The 12,461-nt window shown below is 53.3% G+C and carries 23 protein-coding genes; all 23 read right to left on the bottom strand.

Annotated features, from left to right (window positions below):
- Window positions 1-87: 87 nt before the first annotated feature.
- Window positions 88-462 carry a hypothetical protein gene (locus I2E69_RS13620; RefSeq protein WP_195461778.1) on the bottom strand — a complete coding sequence of 125 codons (375 nt, stop codon included), beginning with the start codon at window positions 460-462 and terminating at the stop codon, window positions 88-90.
- The gene (locus I2E69_RS13625) at window positions 459-959 is read right to left on the bottom strand and encodes a hypothetical protein (protein WP_195461779.1); all 501 of its coding nucleotides are present in this window, start codon (window positions 957-959) and stop codon (window positions 459-461) included. Before I2E69_RS13625 ends, I2E69_RS13620 begins: the two co-directional genes overlap by 4 nt.
- Window positions 956-1,651, bottom strand: coding sequence for a hypothetical protein (locus I2E69_RS13630; protein ID WP_195461780.1), 696 nt, complete (start codon window positions 1,649-1,651; stop codon window positions 956-958). Before I2E69_RS13630 ends, I2E69_RS13625 begins: the two co-directional genes overlap by 4 nt.
- 10 nt (window positions 1,652-1,661) lie before the next feature.
- A complete protein-coding gene (locus I2E69_RS13635) occupies window positions 1,662-1,880 on the bottom strand; it encodes a hypothetical protein (protein WP_195461781.1) in 219 nt (72 codons plus the stop codon).
- 47 nt (window positions 1,881-1,927) lie between these two features.
- Window positions 1,928-2,326, bottom strand: a complete 399-nt coding sequence (locus I2E69_RS13640; protein WP_195461782.1) for a hypothetical protein — start codon at window positions 2,324-2,326, stop codon at window positions 1,928-1,930.
- Between the two features lie 220 nt (window positions 2,327-2,546).
- Window positions 2,547-3,290: a hypothetical protein gene (locus tag I2E69_RS13645; protein WP_195461783.1), complete on the bottom strand. Its 744-nt coding sequence runs from the start codon at window positions 3,288-3,290 to the stop codon at window positions 2,547-2,549.
- 11 nt (window positions 3,291-3,301) lie between these two features.
- Window positions 3,302-3,472 carry a hypothetical protein gene (locus I2E69_RS13650; RefSeq protein WP_195461784.1) on the bottom strand — a complete coding sequence of 57 codons (171 nt, stop codon included), beginning with the start codon at window positions 3,470-3,472 and terminating at the stop codon, window positions 3,302-3,304.
- 12 nt (window positions 3,473-3,484) lie between these two features.
- Entirely contained in the window at window positions 3,485-3,808 is a 324-nt protein-coding gene (locus tag I2E69_RS13655; protein WP_195461785.1) for a hypothetical protein, read from the bottom strand.
- A 2-nt stretch (window positions 3,809-3,810) separates the two neighbouring features.
- A complete protein-coding gene (locus I2E69_RS15300) occupies window positions 3,811-4,419 on the bottom strand; it encodes a hypothetical protein (RefSeq protein WP_229095534.1) in 609 nt (202 codons plus the stop codon).
- 12 nt (window positions 4,420-4,431) lie between these two features.
- A complete protein-coding gene (locus I2E69_RS13665; RefSeq protein WP_195461786.1) occupies window positions 4,432-4,605 on the bottom strand; it encodes a hypothetical protein in 174 nt (57 codons plus the stop codon).
- A 10-nt stretch (window positions 4,606-4,615) separates the two neighbouring features.
- On the bottom strand, window positions 4,616-5,722 hold the full coding sequence (locus I2E69_RS13670) for a hypothetical protein (protein ID WP_195461787.1): 1,107 nt from the start codon (window positions 5,720-5,722) through the stop codon (window positions 4,616-4,618).
- A 174-nt stretch (window positions 5,723-5,896) separates the two neighbouring features.
- Complete coding sequence (locus I2E69_RS13675) at window positions 5,897-6,787, bottom strand: hypothetical protein (protein WP_195461788.1); 891 nt, start codon at window positions 6,785-6,787, stop codon at window positions 5,897-5,899.
- Window positions 6,788-6,800: 13 nt separating this feature from the next.
- The gene (locus I2E69_RS13680; protein WP_195461789.1) at window positions 6,801-8,045 is read right to left on the bottom strand and encodes a hypothetical protein; all 1,245 of its coding nucleotides are present in this window, start codon (window positions 8,043-8,045) and stop codon (window positions 6,801-6,803) included.
- Window positions 8,046-8,155: 110 nt separating this feature from the next.
- Window positions 8,156-8,398, bottom strand: coding sequence for a hypothetical protein (locus I2E69_RS13685; protein ID WP_195461790.1), 243 nt, complete (start codon window positions 8,396-8,398; stop codon window positions 8,156-8,158).
- An 11-nt stretch (window positions 8,399-8,409) separates the two neighbouring features.
- Window positions 8,410-8,751: a hypothetical protein gene (locus I2E69_RS13690; RefSeq protein WP_229095535.1), complete on the bottom strand. Its 342-nt coding sequence runs from the start codon at window positions 8,749-8,751 to the stop codon at window positions 8,410-8,412.
- 57 nt (window positions 8,752-8,808) lie between these two features.
- Complete coding sequence (locus I2E69_RS13695) at window positions 8,809-9,426, bottom strand: hypothetical protein (protein WP_195461791.1); 618 nt, start codon at window positions 9,424-9,426, stop codon at window positions 8,809-8,811.
- 20 nt (window positions 9,427-9,446) lie between these two features.
- Window positions 9,447-9,641: a hypothetical protein gene (locus I2E69_RS13700; protein ID WP_195461792.1), complete on the bottom strand. Its 195-nt coding sequence runs from the start codon at window positions 9,639-9,641 to the stop codon at window positions 9,447-9,449.
- An 11-nt stretch (window positions 9,642-9,652) separates the two neighbouring features.
- Complete coding sequence (locus I2E69_RS13705) at window positions 9,653-9,997, bottom strand: hypothetical protein (protein WP_195461793.1); 345 nt, start codon at window positions 9,995-9,997, stop codon at window positions 9,653-9,655.
- Window positions 9,994-10,350, bottom strand: coding sequence for a hypothetical protein (locus tag I2E69_RS13710; protein ID WP_195461794.1), 357 nt, complete (start codon window positions 10,348-10,350; stop codon window positions 9,994-9,996). Before I2E69_RS13710 ends, I2E69_RS13705 begins: the two co-directional genes overlap by 4 nt.
- 163 nt (window positions 10,351-10,513) lie before the next feature.
- Window positions 10,514-11,245, bottom strand: a complete 732-nt coding sequence (locus I2E69_RS13715) for a methyltransferase (protein WP_195461795.1) — start codon at window positions 11,243-11,245, stop codon at window positions 10,514-10,516.
- Window positions 11,246-11,313: 68 nt separating this feature from the next.
- The gene (locus tag I2E69_RS13720; RefSeq protein ID WP_195461796.1) at window positions 11,314-11,595 is read right to left on the bottom strand and encodes a DUF4120 family protein; all 282 of its coding nucleotides are present in this window, start codon (window positions 11,593-11,595) and stop codon (window positions 11,314-11,316) included.
- A 59-nt stretch (window positions 11,596-11,654) separates the two neighbouring features.
- Window positions 11,655-11,819 carry a hypothetical protein gene (locus tag I2E69_RS13725; RefSeq protein WP_195461797.1) on the bottom strand — a complete coding sequence of 55 codons (165 nt, stop codon included), beginning with the start codon at window positions 11,817-11,819 and terminating at the stop codon, window positions 11,655-11,657.
- A 78-nt stretch (window positions 11,820-11,897) separates the two neighbouring features.
- Entirely contained in the window at window positions 11,898-12,206 is a 309-nt protein-coding gene (locus I2E69_RS13730) for a hypothetical protein (RefSeq protein ID WP_195461798.1), read from the bottom strand.
- Window positions 12,207-12,461 lie beyond the last annotated feature (255 nt).

Raw genomic sequence — 12,461 nt, forward strand, 5'->3', positions numbered from 1 at the left:
AACTTCAACAGGAGCTTCATATCCTTTTCCCATTCTATTGGATAATTAAAAATGAATAAGGCGCTGTTTTGTCAGCGCCTTATTGGTTTAGTTTTCGTAATTGAATATTGGTACATATTCGCCCTCGGTAGTGAAGAGGCAAAGGTTTTCGATGATGATCTTCCGACAGAGTTCGCGATCTCGCTCCCATTTGCGCTGGTTTTGCAGACTATGGGCGATGGATTTACAAGTAATCGGATAGACGAAGATCTTCGGATTAGGCCGTTTGCGTTGAAACGTATCCTGATCTCGGCAGTGAATCATCCACATCAAACCGAACTCCTGCACGTCGCACCTCCGCTGGCGGATCATGGCGCGGATGATTTTCCTGTTGCCCGCTAAAAAAGACTGTATGGCCCGCACCTGTACCTCGGCAGGAAGATCTTCCAACTCATAGAACAGACCGTTGGGAAGCTGCATCATTGGCGTTCTTGTTTCTGGCGCTGTTCGTATTTTGCGACCTGCTCGGCAACCATGTCGCAGAAGCACTGCCCCTCGCGCAGGTTGTTATCGAAATAGGCCAGCATCAGCCGCAGGTCATAGCCGTAGATGAGGCTCCATTTCTCGTAGTAGTGGCGCCCCATGACGCTGCCGAAGTAGCGGATGAACAACTCTTCGGTAAGCGCTTCGTCCGGCGCGAAATTATAGTCCCATGCCAGCACGCGGCTGATCTTCTCGTAGTCGATCTCCACGATGCGCCAGCTGCCGGAAAGGGCAAAACCGTGACCGCCTTTGCTCAGCTCGTCGTCCGGCAGGTTCTCGAACGTGCCGTGCCGATCGCCGCACTCGATCCTTTCCGAGAAGTCGTCCGCAATGGAGTTCGGGACGAAGGTATAAGGCTTGTCGCGCTCCTCGGAAAATGCGAGCGTTACCTCGACCTTATGGCCGAAGAAATAGGTTGTCAGTTTTTGTGCCTTCATGTCGTTGGTTTTTTGATGTTGCAAAGCGGCATCCATACGGCCTGTTCCCCGAAGTGGGCAAGACCTTTCTCGTCCTGCACCGGTTCGCAGAGCGCGTCGACCGCATCGTTCGGCTCGTCGGGGAACAGGTACGACTGGGACTCCGGCCAGCGCAGGGGCTTATAATAGGCGTTCTGGGCCGGAGCTTTGTGAAAATGACGGATGTAATCGTATTCCGGCACGTAGCGGGCGCCGTTGTCATCGCTTTCGAACGAGGGATAGCCGATGTCGTTCTCTTCGAAATAGGAAGCGTCGTCGGGAAACTCGACCAGCACGTATAAGTCCTCGTGCCACGTCTGGTCGCAGACCTCGCAGCGCAGCACTCCTCTTTTTTGGTCGAAGATCGTGCGGCGGCTTTCGCAGGCCGGACATTGCGCGTGTCGCGGCATATCAACGTCGATGGCAGTGTCCTCCAACCGGTCCCAATAATCGTATCGGCGATAATCGGCCTGCATCCGTTCGGCGAGCCTGCGCATCTGCCCGGCCGTAATACGGCGCACGTCGAATCCCTTTTGCGCCAGGTCGTCCCTTCGCAGTGTGAGGATCGGGAAAACGTCCTCTTTGAGGCGGACCAGCAATGCCTGTTCCGTCTCCGTCAACGAGGGCTTGGATGCGAAATACCCCCGCAGGTCGTCGAGTAATTGTTGAAGCATATCCGTACTTTTAATTTCGTTTCAATCCGAGGGATGTACAGGCGGCGCACAGGTCCTCGCTGAATTTCGGGTTGTTGCAATAGTTGTCTCCTACCAATTTGGCCAGCTCCTGCAGGTCGTTGTCGGTAATATTTTTCGAGTCATATCCATGTCGTTCGAGCGCCGCACGGTCCAGAAAAGCGATCTCGAACTCCGATTCGGAAACGCTGCCGGACTGCGCCGTTCGCAACTTCTCCTCCGTGAAATTGTAAATCTCATCGAGGTACTCTTTGTCGTTCAGTCCGTATCCTTGTGGCGCCGGGAGAACTCATCGGCCCAGCAGATAAACGTACTGATAGTCTCGCGGGAGTTGCCCGCGAATCGGAAGCGTCGTTTCCCGGCCTCGTAGGCGATATCGGCCAGCGCCTCGGCATAGTCGCGCAAGTAACCGCTGCCCGAAACCGCCTCGCCCGTGAAGGCCGCAATGGCTTCGGCGCAGAGGCCGTACACGATCTTGTCGCGTAGCAGAATGGCTTCCTCGCGCGGGATGCCGGCCACGGTAGATTCGTGGCCGTCGATGAAATTCTGGAGCTGCGCCTGACGCATCACGTCTTCGCGCTCGTGGTAGTCGGGGACATTTGCCTCGATGAAATCCCACAATTCGTTTGTGATATGCAAATTCGGTTGTCGTTCCATAGGGATTCATTTAAGGTTATTCTTCGTTATTTCGTTTATCGTAAGTCAATGCCTTCCAGCAGTTGATTTTCTGCTCGTCACTCAAGGCATTCCAGTATGCGGAAACTGCTGCATCGTACGCCTTGGGGTTGACCAGTGCCGGGATGTCTACTTCCGCATTCAGAGCATTTGACGATTGTACGTGTCAGTTGTTCGGATTTCTGTTCGATTGTCATAGCTTTTAGTTATTTTCGTTCCAGATTTCGATTTTCTTATCTATGGGAAGCGTTTCCCAATATTCGAGGCAGGCTCGGCGGAAGAGCGCCTCGTCCGCATAATCTTCGGTGCGGTATCCTGAAAGGAAGGCCAGCGCATGAGTCGGGGCCGTGTCGAACCAGCGGCGGATGTTCCGCTGCAGCTCGCTCTCGCGGATCTGGCAGGTATTTGCATCGCAATCGGCACAATGGTGTTCGTCGCGGTTCTGAGCTCCGAGGACTACCTTTCTCGTATTCGAGTCGATCCATACATGGGCCTGTACGGAGAGCGAGCCGCACTCCTCGCAGCGCCACGGGTCGTCAGAGACAAAGCCGTGCTCTACCAGCCACTCGACGATGCACAGCAGCCCTTCGGTCTGGATATGTTCGAGAGGTTCGTCGAAATCTGCGCCCGCCTCGCCGTTCAGGATGCAGAGCAGGCGGTTACCATCAGTAAAGAGTTCGTACACCGTGGCGGCCTCGTAACCGCCGTATGAGCCGAAATCCGTATTGTTGGTAACCACGATGGGCGAAGAGCCGTACTCTTGGGGCTCCTGATCATGGGTGTAATGCTCACCCAGGTTTTTGTAGAATGTGCCGATGACCTGATGTTCGGCCACGGCACTCCGGATCAAGCTGAGGGCCTCATCCCTAATTGCGTTGATACGGCAGGCGAAGCCGGCAATGAGGACAGGTACTTTTTTTGTTTTGTTCTTTTCGTCGTTTTGCATAAAATTTCGTTTTAGTCGTTCAGTTCGAATTCGTCTTCGCGGACCTCGATCTCCCTCCCGCTGTCGCAGATGCGGGCCCGCCATGCGTACTGGAGCTTTTCGATGAGTTCGATGCGGCGGTAGCCGAGGAAAGGCATGGGCATGGTGACAATATCGCCAACCTGCGGTTCACGTGTACACATAATAGTTCGGATTTATTGGTTTTCACTTGTGGGTTGCTCTACGCCCGGCAACGTCTCGAAATACTGTCTAAAATCCTCTTCGAAGAACTGTGTCAGCATCTCGCGCTCGGTGGAGTCCACCTCGTCGTGCGTCAATACGTAGCGTTTACCCTTCAACACGATGGACATGAAGTAGAGCTTTTTGCCGTTGCAGCGGATAATATCGGGATCACCTTCCAGATAGCTCAAGGCATCGAAATCGGGATCGTCCGGGTCGTCGTCGAAACTTTTGGCCCACACATACAAGTCATTGTAATAGGCAATTCCTTCGCCGATGGGGGTTACGATGGTCCCCATGTCTATTCCTCCGTACGATCGTGTACGGGCACCGGATAGCGGATGCCCGCAATGTTTTCGAACCTCGAATCCGATGTCTTCAGATAATTACCCCCGAACATGTAGTGCCGGCCCCGGTCGATGACCGGCTCGGCATGAATGTAGTCGAGATTCTCTCGATAGACCAGCTTTATAGCTTTGTTCACGTCGATACCGTTTTCGAGGCAGTAGTTCGCCACTTGGGCGAACGAGAGGTGCGGGGCGAACAGTTCGAGACTCTCGGCACGGCTCGACACGCCTCCGTTCGTACAATCGCTAAGCGTACTGCGCAACACATAGGTCGTAAGGAAATCCCGGTAGCGTACGATCTCACAGGGTTCGGGAAATGCCCCGGTCATGTAGAACACTTGTCCGAGTCGGTCGGCACGCTCGCCGAGCCCCTTGGCGAGCACCGCCTCCTGTGCTTTACGGGCTGCCGAGGCGTAATGCCCCAGCAGCGGAGCATCGGGCAGGCGTTTGGTATGCCACACTTGTTTGGCTAAATGGAGCATCTCCGTTTCGATGCCCAGATGGTCGGCTGTAAGCAGGATAACCGCTTCACCGATGTAATTGGCTATTTTTTCTTCTTGCATGGTGGTATGTGTTTATTCGTCTATTTCAAATTCGTCTTCGTAAACCTCGATCTCCAGTCCGCTATCGCAGAGGCGGACCAACCATTTATAGAAATACTTTTCGATCAGTTCGATTCGGCGATGGCCGAAGTATGGCTTGTGAAGAATAGCGGTATCGCCTGCTTCAGGTTCGCGTGTACTCATCATGGTCGGCCGTTTACATGTTGTCGATCCCGAGCAGGCGGCGGGCGGCACGCACGGCATTGTCCGTGAGCTGGCGCTGCCACGCCATGTTCCTGCGCGACCAGTTGAAGCTAAACTCGCGTTGCATGCGTTCCCGAAACTCCTTTTCCGGCACCTTGTCGAAAAGAATCTGCAAACGGTCTTCCGCATAGTTGAAGACCACCTTGCCACCCTCGAAAGCGACCTCCTTGTTTTCGCGGTTAGCGGTTTGCTCGGCCTTCTGCCTAACGCTGCGGGCTACATCGGGCAACTTGAACAGCGAGTGCCGCTCGGTGACGATAGGTTTTTGGCACTTAGCGTTCCACTCGCGGACGCGGGCTACGGCACGCTCCACGATCTCGACGTTGCCGTTTTTGGCGTATGTGGCGATACGACCGAAGAGGTTGGAGACGAAAAGAGCGCGGCAACACCCGCGATTCTTGCCCGTGTCGATGCCATGGATCGTCGCGGCCGTACTGTCGATGTCAGCCTCCACTTTCCGCCACAGCTCGTCGGCGCGCTGCTCGTCCGTCTTCAGGGACTCCCTGTATCGCTCGACGGCTTTGAGCGCACGCTCGCGCCACTGGCGGAATGCCTCGTACTTGTTGCGGTAGGCGTTGTTCGCCTTCTCGTTGCGCCGGTAGTTGAATTTTGCAGGACCGGTGACGTAGGCGCTGGCCACACGGCTTTCCGAGGCCCAGACACCGGAGAGGCGGCTCTTGTAGTTCGAGAGGTACTGCTCGCGCTGCTCTTCGGGCATGGCTGTGAGGTCGTCGTGCAGTTCCTTTTCATATTGGGTGATCTCGTCTTCGCCCCGGATGTCGGGATTCTGGGAACTCCAGTAATGGGCGCGGTAAGCCGCATCCCACAGTTCTTCGAGGTAGCCCGGATGGCTCGTCTCGACCACTTCCCACTGGTCGAACTCGTGAGGTTTGATGATGCGGGCTTCGTCACCATCGCCGAGGAGGTGGTCGAAGTTGCCGATGCCGAAGCGGCGCTCTCCGCGCCAGCGGAACGGCACGGGTGTGCTTGCGGGATCGTCCTTGCGGCGCACCATCGTGGCGCGGTGCGCGTTCTTTTTGGTCAATAAGATTGTTTCCATTTTTACGGATTTAGTAATTTTAATGTCGTTCTGTGGCTGGAATCATGGACTGTTTGCCCATGGTATCGCTGTAAGCCATCGAAAAATCGGAATAACGCATCATTGGGAACTCCCGACCCAAACGTGCTGCAAGGGCTGCGAGGCCGAGCGAGGGGTCGGTGTCGACCATTTGCGTCATCCGCTCGAGCATGACACGGTAGTGGGACAGATAATTGTCCGCGAGTTTCGGACGAACCGGTCTTCTGGTATAATACGGCTCGAACAGATCGTCGTCAAGCCACCCCAGTCGTAGACTCCCGCGAAACGATGCCCCTTCGGCGCTTTATAGACATGGGCATACACTTCCGTGCATGTTTCGACGATGTGCCGTACGAAATCGAGGCATTTGTACAGATCCGCTACGATCGTATATTCCCGGTCGGTATGGGGCTCGTAATAGCCGCATGAGATGTTTACGCACGATACGCCCAGCCCGTTCTGTTTGAGGGCCGCCACATCGGAAATCAGGCCCGTCGCACGTTTGTACCCGAACTTTTTGTATTCGATGGCCTTGATGAACTGTTTGGAACACAAAGTCATACCGCTTATGTTGACGATCAGGTCGCTGTTCCCTTTGCGGTCGCATTGAAGCACGAAACGGCAATCTTTGAAAAAACCCATGTCCGCCCGATAACTTCCAACGCAGCCGCGCTCTTCCTGCACGAAAAACGCGCATTTGAGGACGTCGTATTTCTCGAGGCATTTGAGCGCGACCCAGATGCCGTTCTTGTCATCGGCACCGATGCCGGAAAAAGCCCTGAGCGTGCTGTTGTAGCCAAGAACGATCGCATCGTGGACGGAAATCACTTCGTACCCCGTTTCAGGGCGACGATGCACCTCGTCAGTGTGGGCTACCACGCAGGGATAGGTCTCGGCATTTCCTTTGACGACATAGATATTCCCTATTGTATCGATATCGTATTTTACGCCACAGATCGACTTCAGGCGCTCTTCGAGGAACCGGAGCATGGCCTTCTCGTTGCCCGAAGGAGCGGCAATGCGGTATAATGCTTGCAGTAATTTCATGGTTGGCCGCGATTTAATTTTCGCCGAACAATTTGGACGTTTGTTGATACAGTACCAGTGTGGGGATCGGCTTTCCTTTGTGGATCAGGTCGGCCGGATAGGTTCTCCCTTGATATTTTACCGATTTGCCCACGATGATGCGTCCTAAGAGCGTCTGTTCCGTCATTTTGTCGTAACAGCTCGCGCACAGCCCCCGATCCGGATTATCGTGGAGCTTGCCGCAGGCCGGGCAAACGACTCTTTCCCGAACGGCATATCCGCTGGTGCTCTGGCAGTTGGCAATACGATTCGAATCACGCCAGTTCGTGAGTTCCAACTGCAGTTTGTCGTTCTCGGTACGTGCTACGCGAATGGAGAGGAAGGTGTCCATGTAAGGCACCCCGCGTTTGTGCCATTTGGACGCGGGAACTTTGATGCTCAGATGAAGGGCCAAAGTAGCACCGGGGTCGGCATCCAACCCTTCGACAGGATTCATAACTACAAAGTCGGCACAGTGGCTGTAATCGTTGTGGCGTTTACGCAAGGTGATACCGACTTCTTCGGCATGGCGGAGAATCATCTTGTGTACGAAGGAGTGGGTGTAGTAGACGCGATCCACCACGGATACCGTAATAGGCGTATCGGTGGAGTTTGTTCGGGCATTCGGCCAGACGATGGCGCGGCCGAGAATGTTGTGGGCAGCATCGGTCGCAATGAGGATTTGTGCTCCCGCGAAGTTGAAATAGAAATCGGCGGCATTGCGGGCCGTCTCCTCATGACGCATGCAGGAGTTGTGCAGCGTGCTATCGCCCGCCTGTGCGATCGTCGAGTAGTTCTCCGCGCTATATGCCTCGATGAAATCCTGCATGGTGGAATACAACTTGACCGTGACGCGGCTGTCCACGCAGATGCAGTTCGCGAAATACTCCATGTCCTGATCGGAATAATCGGGCAGCGACGTGAAGCATTTGACGAAGGTGGCCGGCTCCATGTCGGTGCGGTTCTCCTTGAACCAAGGGGCCTGCGGATTTCCTTTGTCCGGGAAATTTTCATGCGACAAATCCTTGCTGCAGGCCGTGAAGACCACTTTGATTTTCGTATGGCCGTCAGCCGCCGTTTTCTTGCGTTTCGTGTCGAAATAATTGATCGTGCCACGGACGATTTCCGACGCATCGGACTTGCGGTGAATTTCCGCCAGAATGTCTTTGGCGATTATGCTTCCGTTCAATGCGGCATTACCGAGCCGAGATTTGAGTTCCTGACTTACGATAAGTTTCATTTTATTCTGTATTTCATTGGTTGTCTTTATTCCTCAATTCATGAAAAAACACAGGTCGTATTTGCCTGTGTTTTATTTTTGAAATTCGATGCCCGGAGTGAACAGACGGTTTATTGGCGCATCATTTGGGCGATTTCGCGGATCGTATCGTCTTCGAAATATCCCAGCGGAATCAACGCACAGGGTCGATTGTCCTTGTCGAGTACGACGTCCCGGATATAGAGTCCGCTCCCGGCGTCGAAAACGGTAGGATCGCCGCAGTCGTTCGTAAGATCCCACGGTTTCCCGTCGTTACGTTTGAGCTTGTCTGCAATGTCGAGCAGCACTGCCGAAATTTCTTTGTCTTCTTCCATTTTTGGTCGGTTTATTCTCTTTTACTGTCATTGCCGAACATGCTCTGCATGGTACTGGCGAGCGCATCTTTGAATCCGCCGCTCACACCCCAGTATTCGAGCAGTTCGCGGGCGATGATTTTCATCTCTTCTTTGTTCGGCAGGTCGGGATTGTAGCCGTGATCGACCAGCAGTGAGCGGCTGATGATGATGCTCCGCACCTCGTCGTCGGGATTTAACTTTCGCTCCCGCTCCATGCAGCGCAGCTCACGCACCAGCGGAATCTGACGCGTGTTGAGCACCTCGAAGCGGTAAAAGTCCTCATTGCAGGCATGGCACTGAAAGACATAGCCCGGTGTTCGAGACCGTACCACAGGACGACCGCAGTGCGGGCAGAATTTACGTGTTTTCATTGTTATTCAGCGTTTTGTTCATACCCGGCTGTCGTTGCCTACCTCATAGCCGAAGAACCACACATAGCTGGAGGAGCGATCCTCCTCGGCCCAGTCGGCAAAATACTTGCGCCACGTAAGCCCGCACTCGGTATGGCGCTCGGTAATGCGGACGATTGTCATCTCGTCGCTGCAGAAGTCGAAACGGGAAAGTATCTCGCGTTTGACGATCCGGCGGTTATTGTCGCGCCAGTTGTCCTGCTCCCATGAGGGGAGTCCTTGCGGGATGTGCGGCGCGAACCACCACCAGAAATCAGGAAGATCGAGCAGACGGGCCGGCTTGCAGGGAAAGTCGTTCCACGCCTTACGGCAGGCTTCCTGCAATGTCGGGAATCCTATGGGGAAGCGTCCCTTGTCGTTGCCTACGCGCAGGTGCTCTTCCCATGCGTGATTGCAGAGAATGAGTGTAACCTCCTCGGATACCTCGAAACCCGGCTCGAAGAACTCGCCGCTGGCGATGCGCCACGAGCCGCCGGGGCCCGAAGTGTCGCGGATGATGAAACAGGGCTGCTTCTGCTTGCCCTCGGGAAATATCTCCCAGAACTCCTGGCAGTAGCCCGTATTGATGTGGTGGAATCGGATTTTTATCTCTTTCATAGTTGCGCATTGTTAGTAATTTAGAATGTGAATCCCACATAAACGAGCCTATCCCCCGGGAGCTGCTGCTCGTGGTTTATGTCGTAAAATTTGTGGGTACTGTATTTCCTTGCTTCGCGGCTATACTCGCCGCGTACCCATACCGGAGCTGTATCGCTGTCTGTGAGGCGGAAGAACTCGCCCTTACGGAGCGAGCGGATAGTTTGTCGTTGCATGATAGTAGCGTTTAATCGCAAAAGATGTGTACGAGGCTGTCGTCCTGATCGCTTTCGGAAATCATCACGCTGAGTGCGGTTATCATCCGCTCGCGCGTAATACCGGCTTCCGAGAGCGTTTCTTCGACTTCGGTGGCGTTCTCCTGATAGGTTTTGTTCTGGGTAGAGAGGGTGTCGCGCAGGTATTCCAGTTCTGCACGTTCTATCTCATACTCGCTGTCGTCGTCGCTCTGGAAATTGATCTCGATGTCGAACAGGTTGAGAAGCCCTGTAAAAGCACATAGTTCATTATTGCAGAGCCCGCCGTATTCCAGTTCAACTTTATACACTTTGGCAATTCGTAATTGTCTGCTCATAAATTTCTGTTTTTATTATTGGTCTCTGGTTCATAGAATTTGACATAACCTGCCGTGCGTGGGCTGTAGCCGTCCTTGCGCTCGATGTGCAGGCATTCGGCCAGGTCATGCAGGGCGTCTTGCAGGAACAGCGTGGTGTCCCGACCATTCTTTTGCAGGTAGTTGTAGTACCCGATAATCCCCTTATAGGTTTCTTCCACCAGCGGGACTGCCGGTAACATACGGTGCTGAAGGGTGAGGGTGATGTACTCGTCGAGAAGCTCGCCCTTATAGCAGGCTTTAAGTTCCACCCGTACCAGAGATAAGCACCGTTCGCGTAGTACGGATAAATCTGATAGGCTCATTTTTACCATGATTGATTTGTTGTTTAGGAATAGGCGTAATTCATCCGCCGCGGTGAGAATCCGCGCTGATTTATGGAAATAAAAAAGCACGGCGTTTCGCGTCCGTGCATTTTAGCGGGTTCCCGGATAGATGCTTTGCCGATGACTTCGGCACAACTTCCCGGCAAAAAATCTATTTGACAATCCGTACAATACAGGCCCTGACCATTGTGCCTGATTCTTTGAACTCACCGTGGTCAATAGGTATGATTTCTGCGTTATGCTCTTCCAGCCACTTCCGAAAAGACATTTCCTTCTTGCTGCCTGCGAATTGCCAATGAATGCTGGCAATCGACACAAGGCGCCCACCCGGACACAGCAGGCTTTCCATTTTCATAATATGTTCGATGTCCTGATTCTTGGAGAATGGCGGATTGGCCACAATTACGTTGTAGTTATCGTTGCACTCGGTGAGTAAATTCCTGCCGATCAAACGGAAATTCGGAATCTTCTCGAGGAATGTTACGTTCAAATCCATAAGTTCGCAGCCATCCACCACCATATTGGGGTACAGTCGATGAATTGCGTTGACTATTGCTCCGCGTCCGGCGCTCGGCTCAAGTACCTTGTCGGAGGGACGAATGTCGGCCAGTGCTACGAGATGGTCGGCGATCTTGTCGGGCGTGGCGAAGAACTGAAACTCTTTCTTCAGATTGCATTCCCCGCCATCGGCAATCCGGGCCAGCAGTTCGGTCGGGTCTTGCTCGAAGACGAAGCCCTGTACTTTGCCGCTTTTCCATTTTCCGCCGATCAATTCCAGCGATTTTTTCACTTGCAGGTAGACATCTCTATCCAGTTGTACCGGGGGCAATTTGATGATATTGCCTTCTACGGTAGCATTTTGTAATGCTTCTATGTGTGTCATAAAAAGATGATTTTATGTGAATAAAAAAGCACGGCCGAAATTGACCGTGCTTGTCCCGTAGGTCTTGTTCAGGTATGTGTCTGCCAAAGGTTTAGGTCGTCTAACGTCACGGCGTCGGATCGATCCGGGAAACCGTGGTACAGCAGACCGCCGTTCATAATCAGCCGTCCGTCCGGAGCCACCAGTCTGAAACCAAAGGAATAAGGGGCATGATCCCTACACAGATGCACCATGCGGCCATCACGCTCCCAGCTTTCGAGTTTGTCGAGGCATTTCTGTAACGAATGGTCTCCGAGCTGTGCGGCATATTCCCGCGCTTCGCGGAGCCTCTCTTCACAATGGACTATCATTGGCGTATGTATCGGTTGATATGATTTTGCGGGGGAGGGTATCTCGTTCCCGCCGCGCTTTACTGCGTCTGTTGTGCCGGAATTACACGTTCATGCCGAACGATGCGCCTGCGCCGTGGACGCAGGGAGGACATGGCGGGATATACCCGTTCGAATTCGCGCTCATATTGAGCGATCTTATGGGCCGGGATGCCTGCAAAGGCGGGGATGTTTTCGCTTTTCATGGTTTGGGATGTTTTAGGGTTATGTAAGAAGCGCATCGGGTTCCGATGCGCTTGTATGCGTGCCGATAAGGGGCTATGTTACTGCCGGGGAATATCAACGGGCTTTAACTGCAGCTTCGAGTAGTCGTAATAATGTTTCAAGTTGGGCTTGCAAGAGGATTTTTTCGGCTTTTTGAGGTTCGTATTAAGCGTGCGCCATCCGTCACGGAAAACAGCTATATAGGCATCGCCGGGAATTCCGTCTTTATACTTTTGAACGAATACCGCCTGCTTTCGGGACTCAAAGTAGCCGCTCTGCCGCAACTCTTCGAGCGAGGTTTTCGCGTTCTTGAAGTGATCGAACCTACCAATAAGGACAGTACAATCGAGAGTGTATATTTCAACCATGGGATACAGGCATTAAGTGATTACTTTTTTCGTTGACCGCCGGGCATAGTTTTCCCGCATTTAGGAGAGGCAAAATTTTTAAGTGAGTGGTGTATAGGTGTAATTGCTGTCAGCCGTTACAAATTATACGGGCATCTGCTTGCATGGCCCACCTCCGCCGGGGATTTTTTCCTGCGTAGCACGTTTACGCTATACGGGCGTATTTGGGCGTAAAAAAGCCCGTCGCAAGGGCGGACGGGCAATGGAAAAGGGCGC

Source organism: Alistipes sp. D31t1_170403_E11 (genome assembly GCF_015553985.1).
GTDB lineage: Bacteria > Bacteroidota > Bacteroidia > Bacteroidales > Rikenellaceae > Alistipes > Alistipes montrealensis.

Bases quoted from the DNA above. Each gene is read 5' to 3' on its own strand.
- I2E69_RS13620 (WP_195461778.1), bottom strand. From the start codon at position 462: ATGATGCAGCTTCCCAACGGTCTGTTCTATGAGTTGGAAGATCTTCCT.
- I2E69_RS13625 (WP_195461779.1), bottom strand. From the start codon at position 959: ATGAAGGCACAAAAACTGACAACCTATTTCTTCGGCCATAAGGTCGAG.
- I2E69_RS13630 (WP_195461780.1), bottom strand. From the start codon at position 1,651: ATGCTTCAACAATTACTCGACGACCTGCGGGGGTATTTCGCATCCAAG.
- I2E69_RS13640 (WP_195461782.1), bottom strand. From the start codon at position 2,326: ATGGAACGACAACCGAATTTGCATATCACAAACGAATTGTGGGATTTC.
- I2E69_RS13645 (WP_195461783.1), bottom strand. From the start codon at position 3,290: ATGCAAAACGACGAAAAGAACAAAACAAAAAAAGTACCTGTCCTCATT.
- I2E69_RS13650 (WP_195461784.1), bottom strand. From the start codon at position 3,472: ATGTGTACACGTGAACCGCAGGTTGGCGATATTGTCACCATGCCCATG.
- I2E69_RS13655 (WP_195461785.1), bottom strand. From the start codon at position 3,808: ATGGGGACCATCGTAACCCCCATCGGCGAAGGAATTGCCTATTACAAT.
- I2E69_RS15300 (WP_229095534.1), bottom strand. From the start codon at position 4,419: ATGCAAGAAGAAAAAATAGCCAATTACATCGGTGAAGCGGTTATCCTG.
- I2E69_RS13665 (WP_195461786.1), bottom strand. From the start codon at position 4,605: ATGATGAGTACACGCGAACCTGAAGCAGGCGATACCGCTATTCTTCAC.
- I2E69_RS13670 (WP_195461787.1), bottom strand. From the start codon at position 5,722: ATGGAAACAATCTTATTGACCAAAAAGAACGCGCACCGCGCCACGATG.
- I2E69_RS13675 (WP_195461788.1), bottom strand. From the start codon at position 6,787: ATGAAATTACTGCAAGCATTATACCGCATTGCCGCTCCTTCGGGCAAC.
- I2E69_RS13680 (WP_195461789.1), bottom strand. From the start codon at position 8,045: ATGAAACTTATCGTAAGTCAGGAACTCAAATCTCGGCTCGGTAATGCC.
- I2E69_RS13685 (WP_195461790.1), bottom strand. From the start codon at position 8,398: ATGGAAGAAGACAAAGAAATTTCGGCAGTGCTGCTCGACATTGCAGAC.
- I2E69_RS13695 (WP_195461791.1), bottom strand. From the start codon at position 9,426: ATGAAAGAGATAAAAATCCGATTCCACCACATCAATACGGGCTACTGC.
- I2E69_RS13700 (WP_195461792.1), bottom strand. From the start codon at position 9,641: ATGCAACGACAAACTATCCGCTCGCTCCGTAAGGGCGAGTTCTTCCGC.
- I2E69_RS13705 (WP_195461793.1), bottom strand. From the start codon at position 9,997: ATGAGCAGACAATTACGAATTGCCAAAGTGTATAAAGTTGAACTGGAA.
- I2E69_RS13710 (WP_195461794.1), bottom strand. From the start codon at position 10,350: ATGGTAAAAATGAGCCTATCAGATTTATCCGTACTACGCGAACGGTGC.
- I2E69_RS13715 (WP_195461795.1), bottom strand. From the start codon at position 11,245: ATGACACACATAGAAGCATTACAAAATGCTACCGTAGAAGGCAATATC.
- I2E69_RS13720 (WP_195461796.1), bottom strand. From the start codon at position 11,595: ATGATAGTCCATTGTGAAGAGAGGCTCCGCGAAGCGCGGGAATATGCC.
- I2E69_RS13725 (WP_195461797.1), bottom strand. From the start codon at position 11,819: ATGAAAAGCGAAAACATCCCCGCCTTTGCAGGCATCCCGGCCCATAAG.
- I2E69_RS13730 (WP_195461798.1), bottom strand. From the start codon at position 12,206: ATGGTTGAAATATACACTCTCGATTGTACTGTCCTTATTGGTAGGTTC.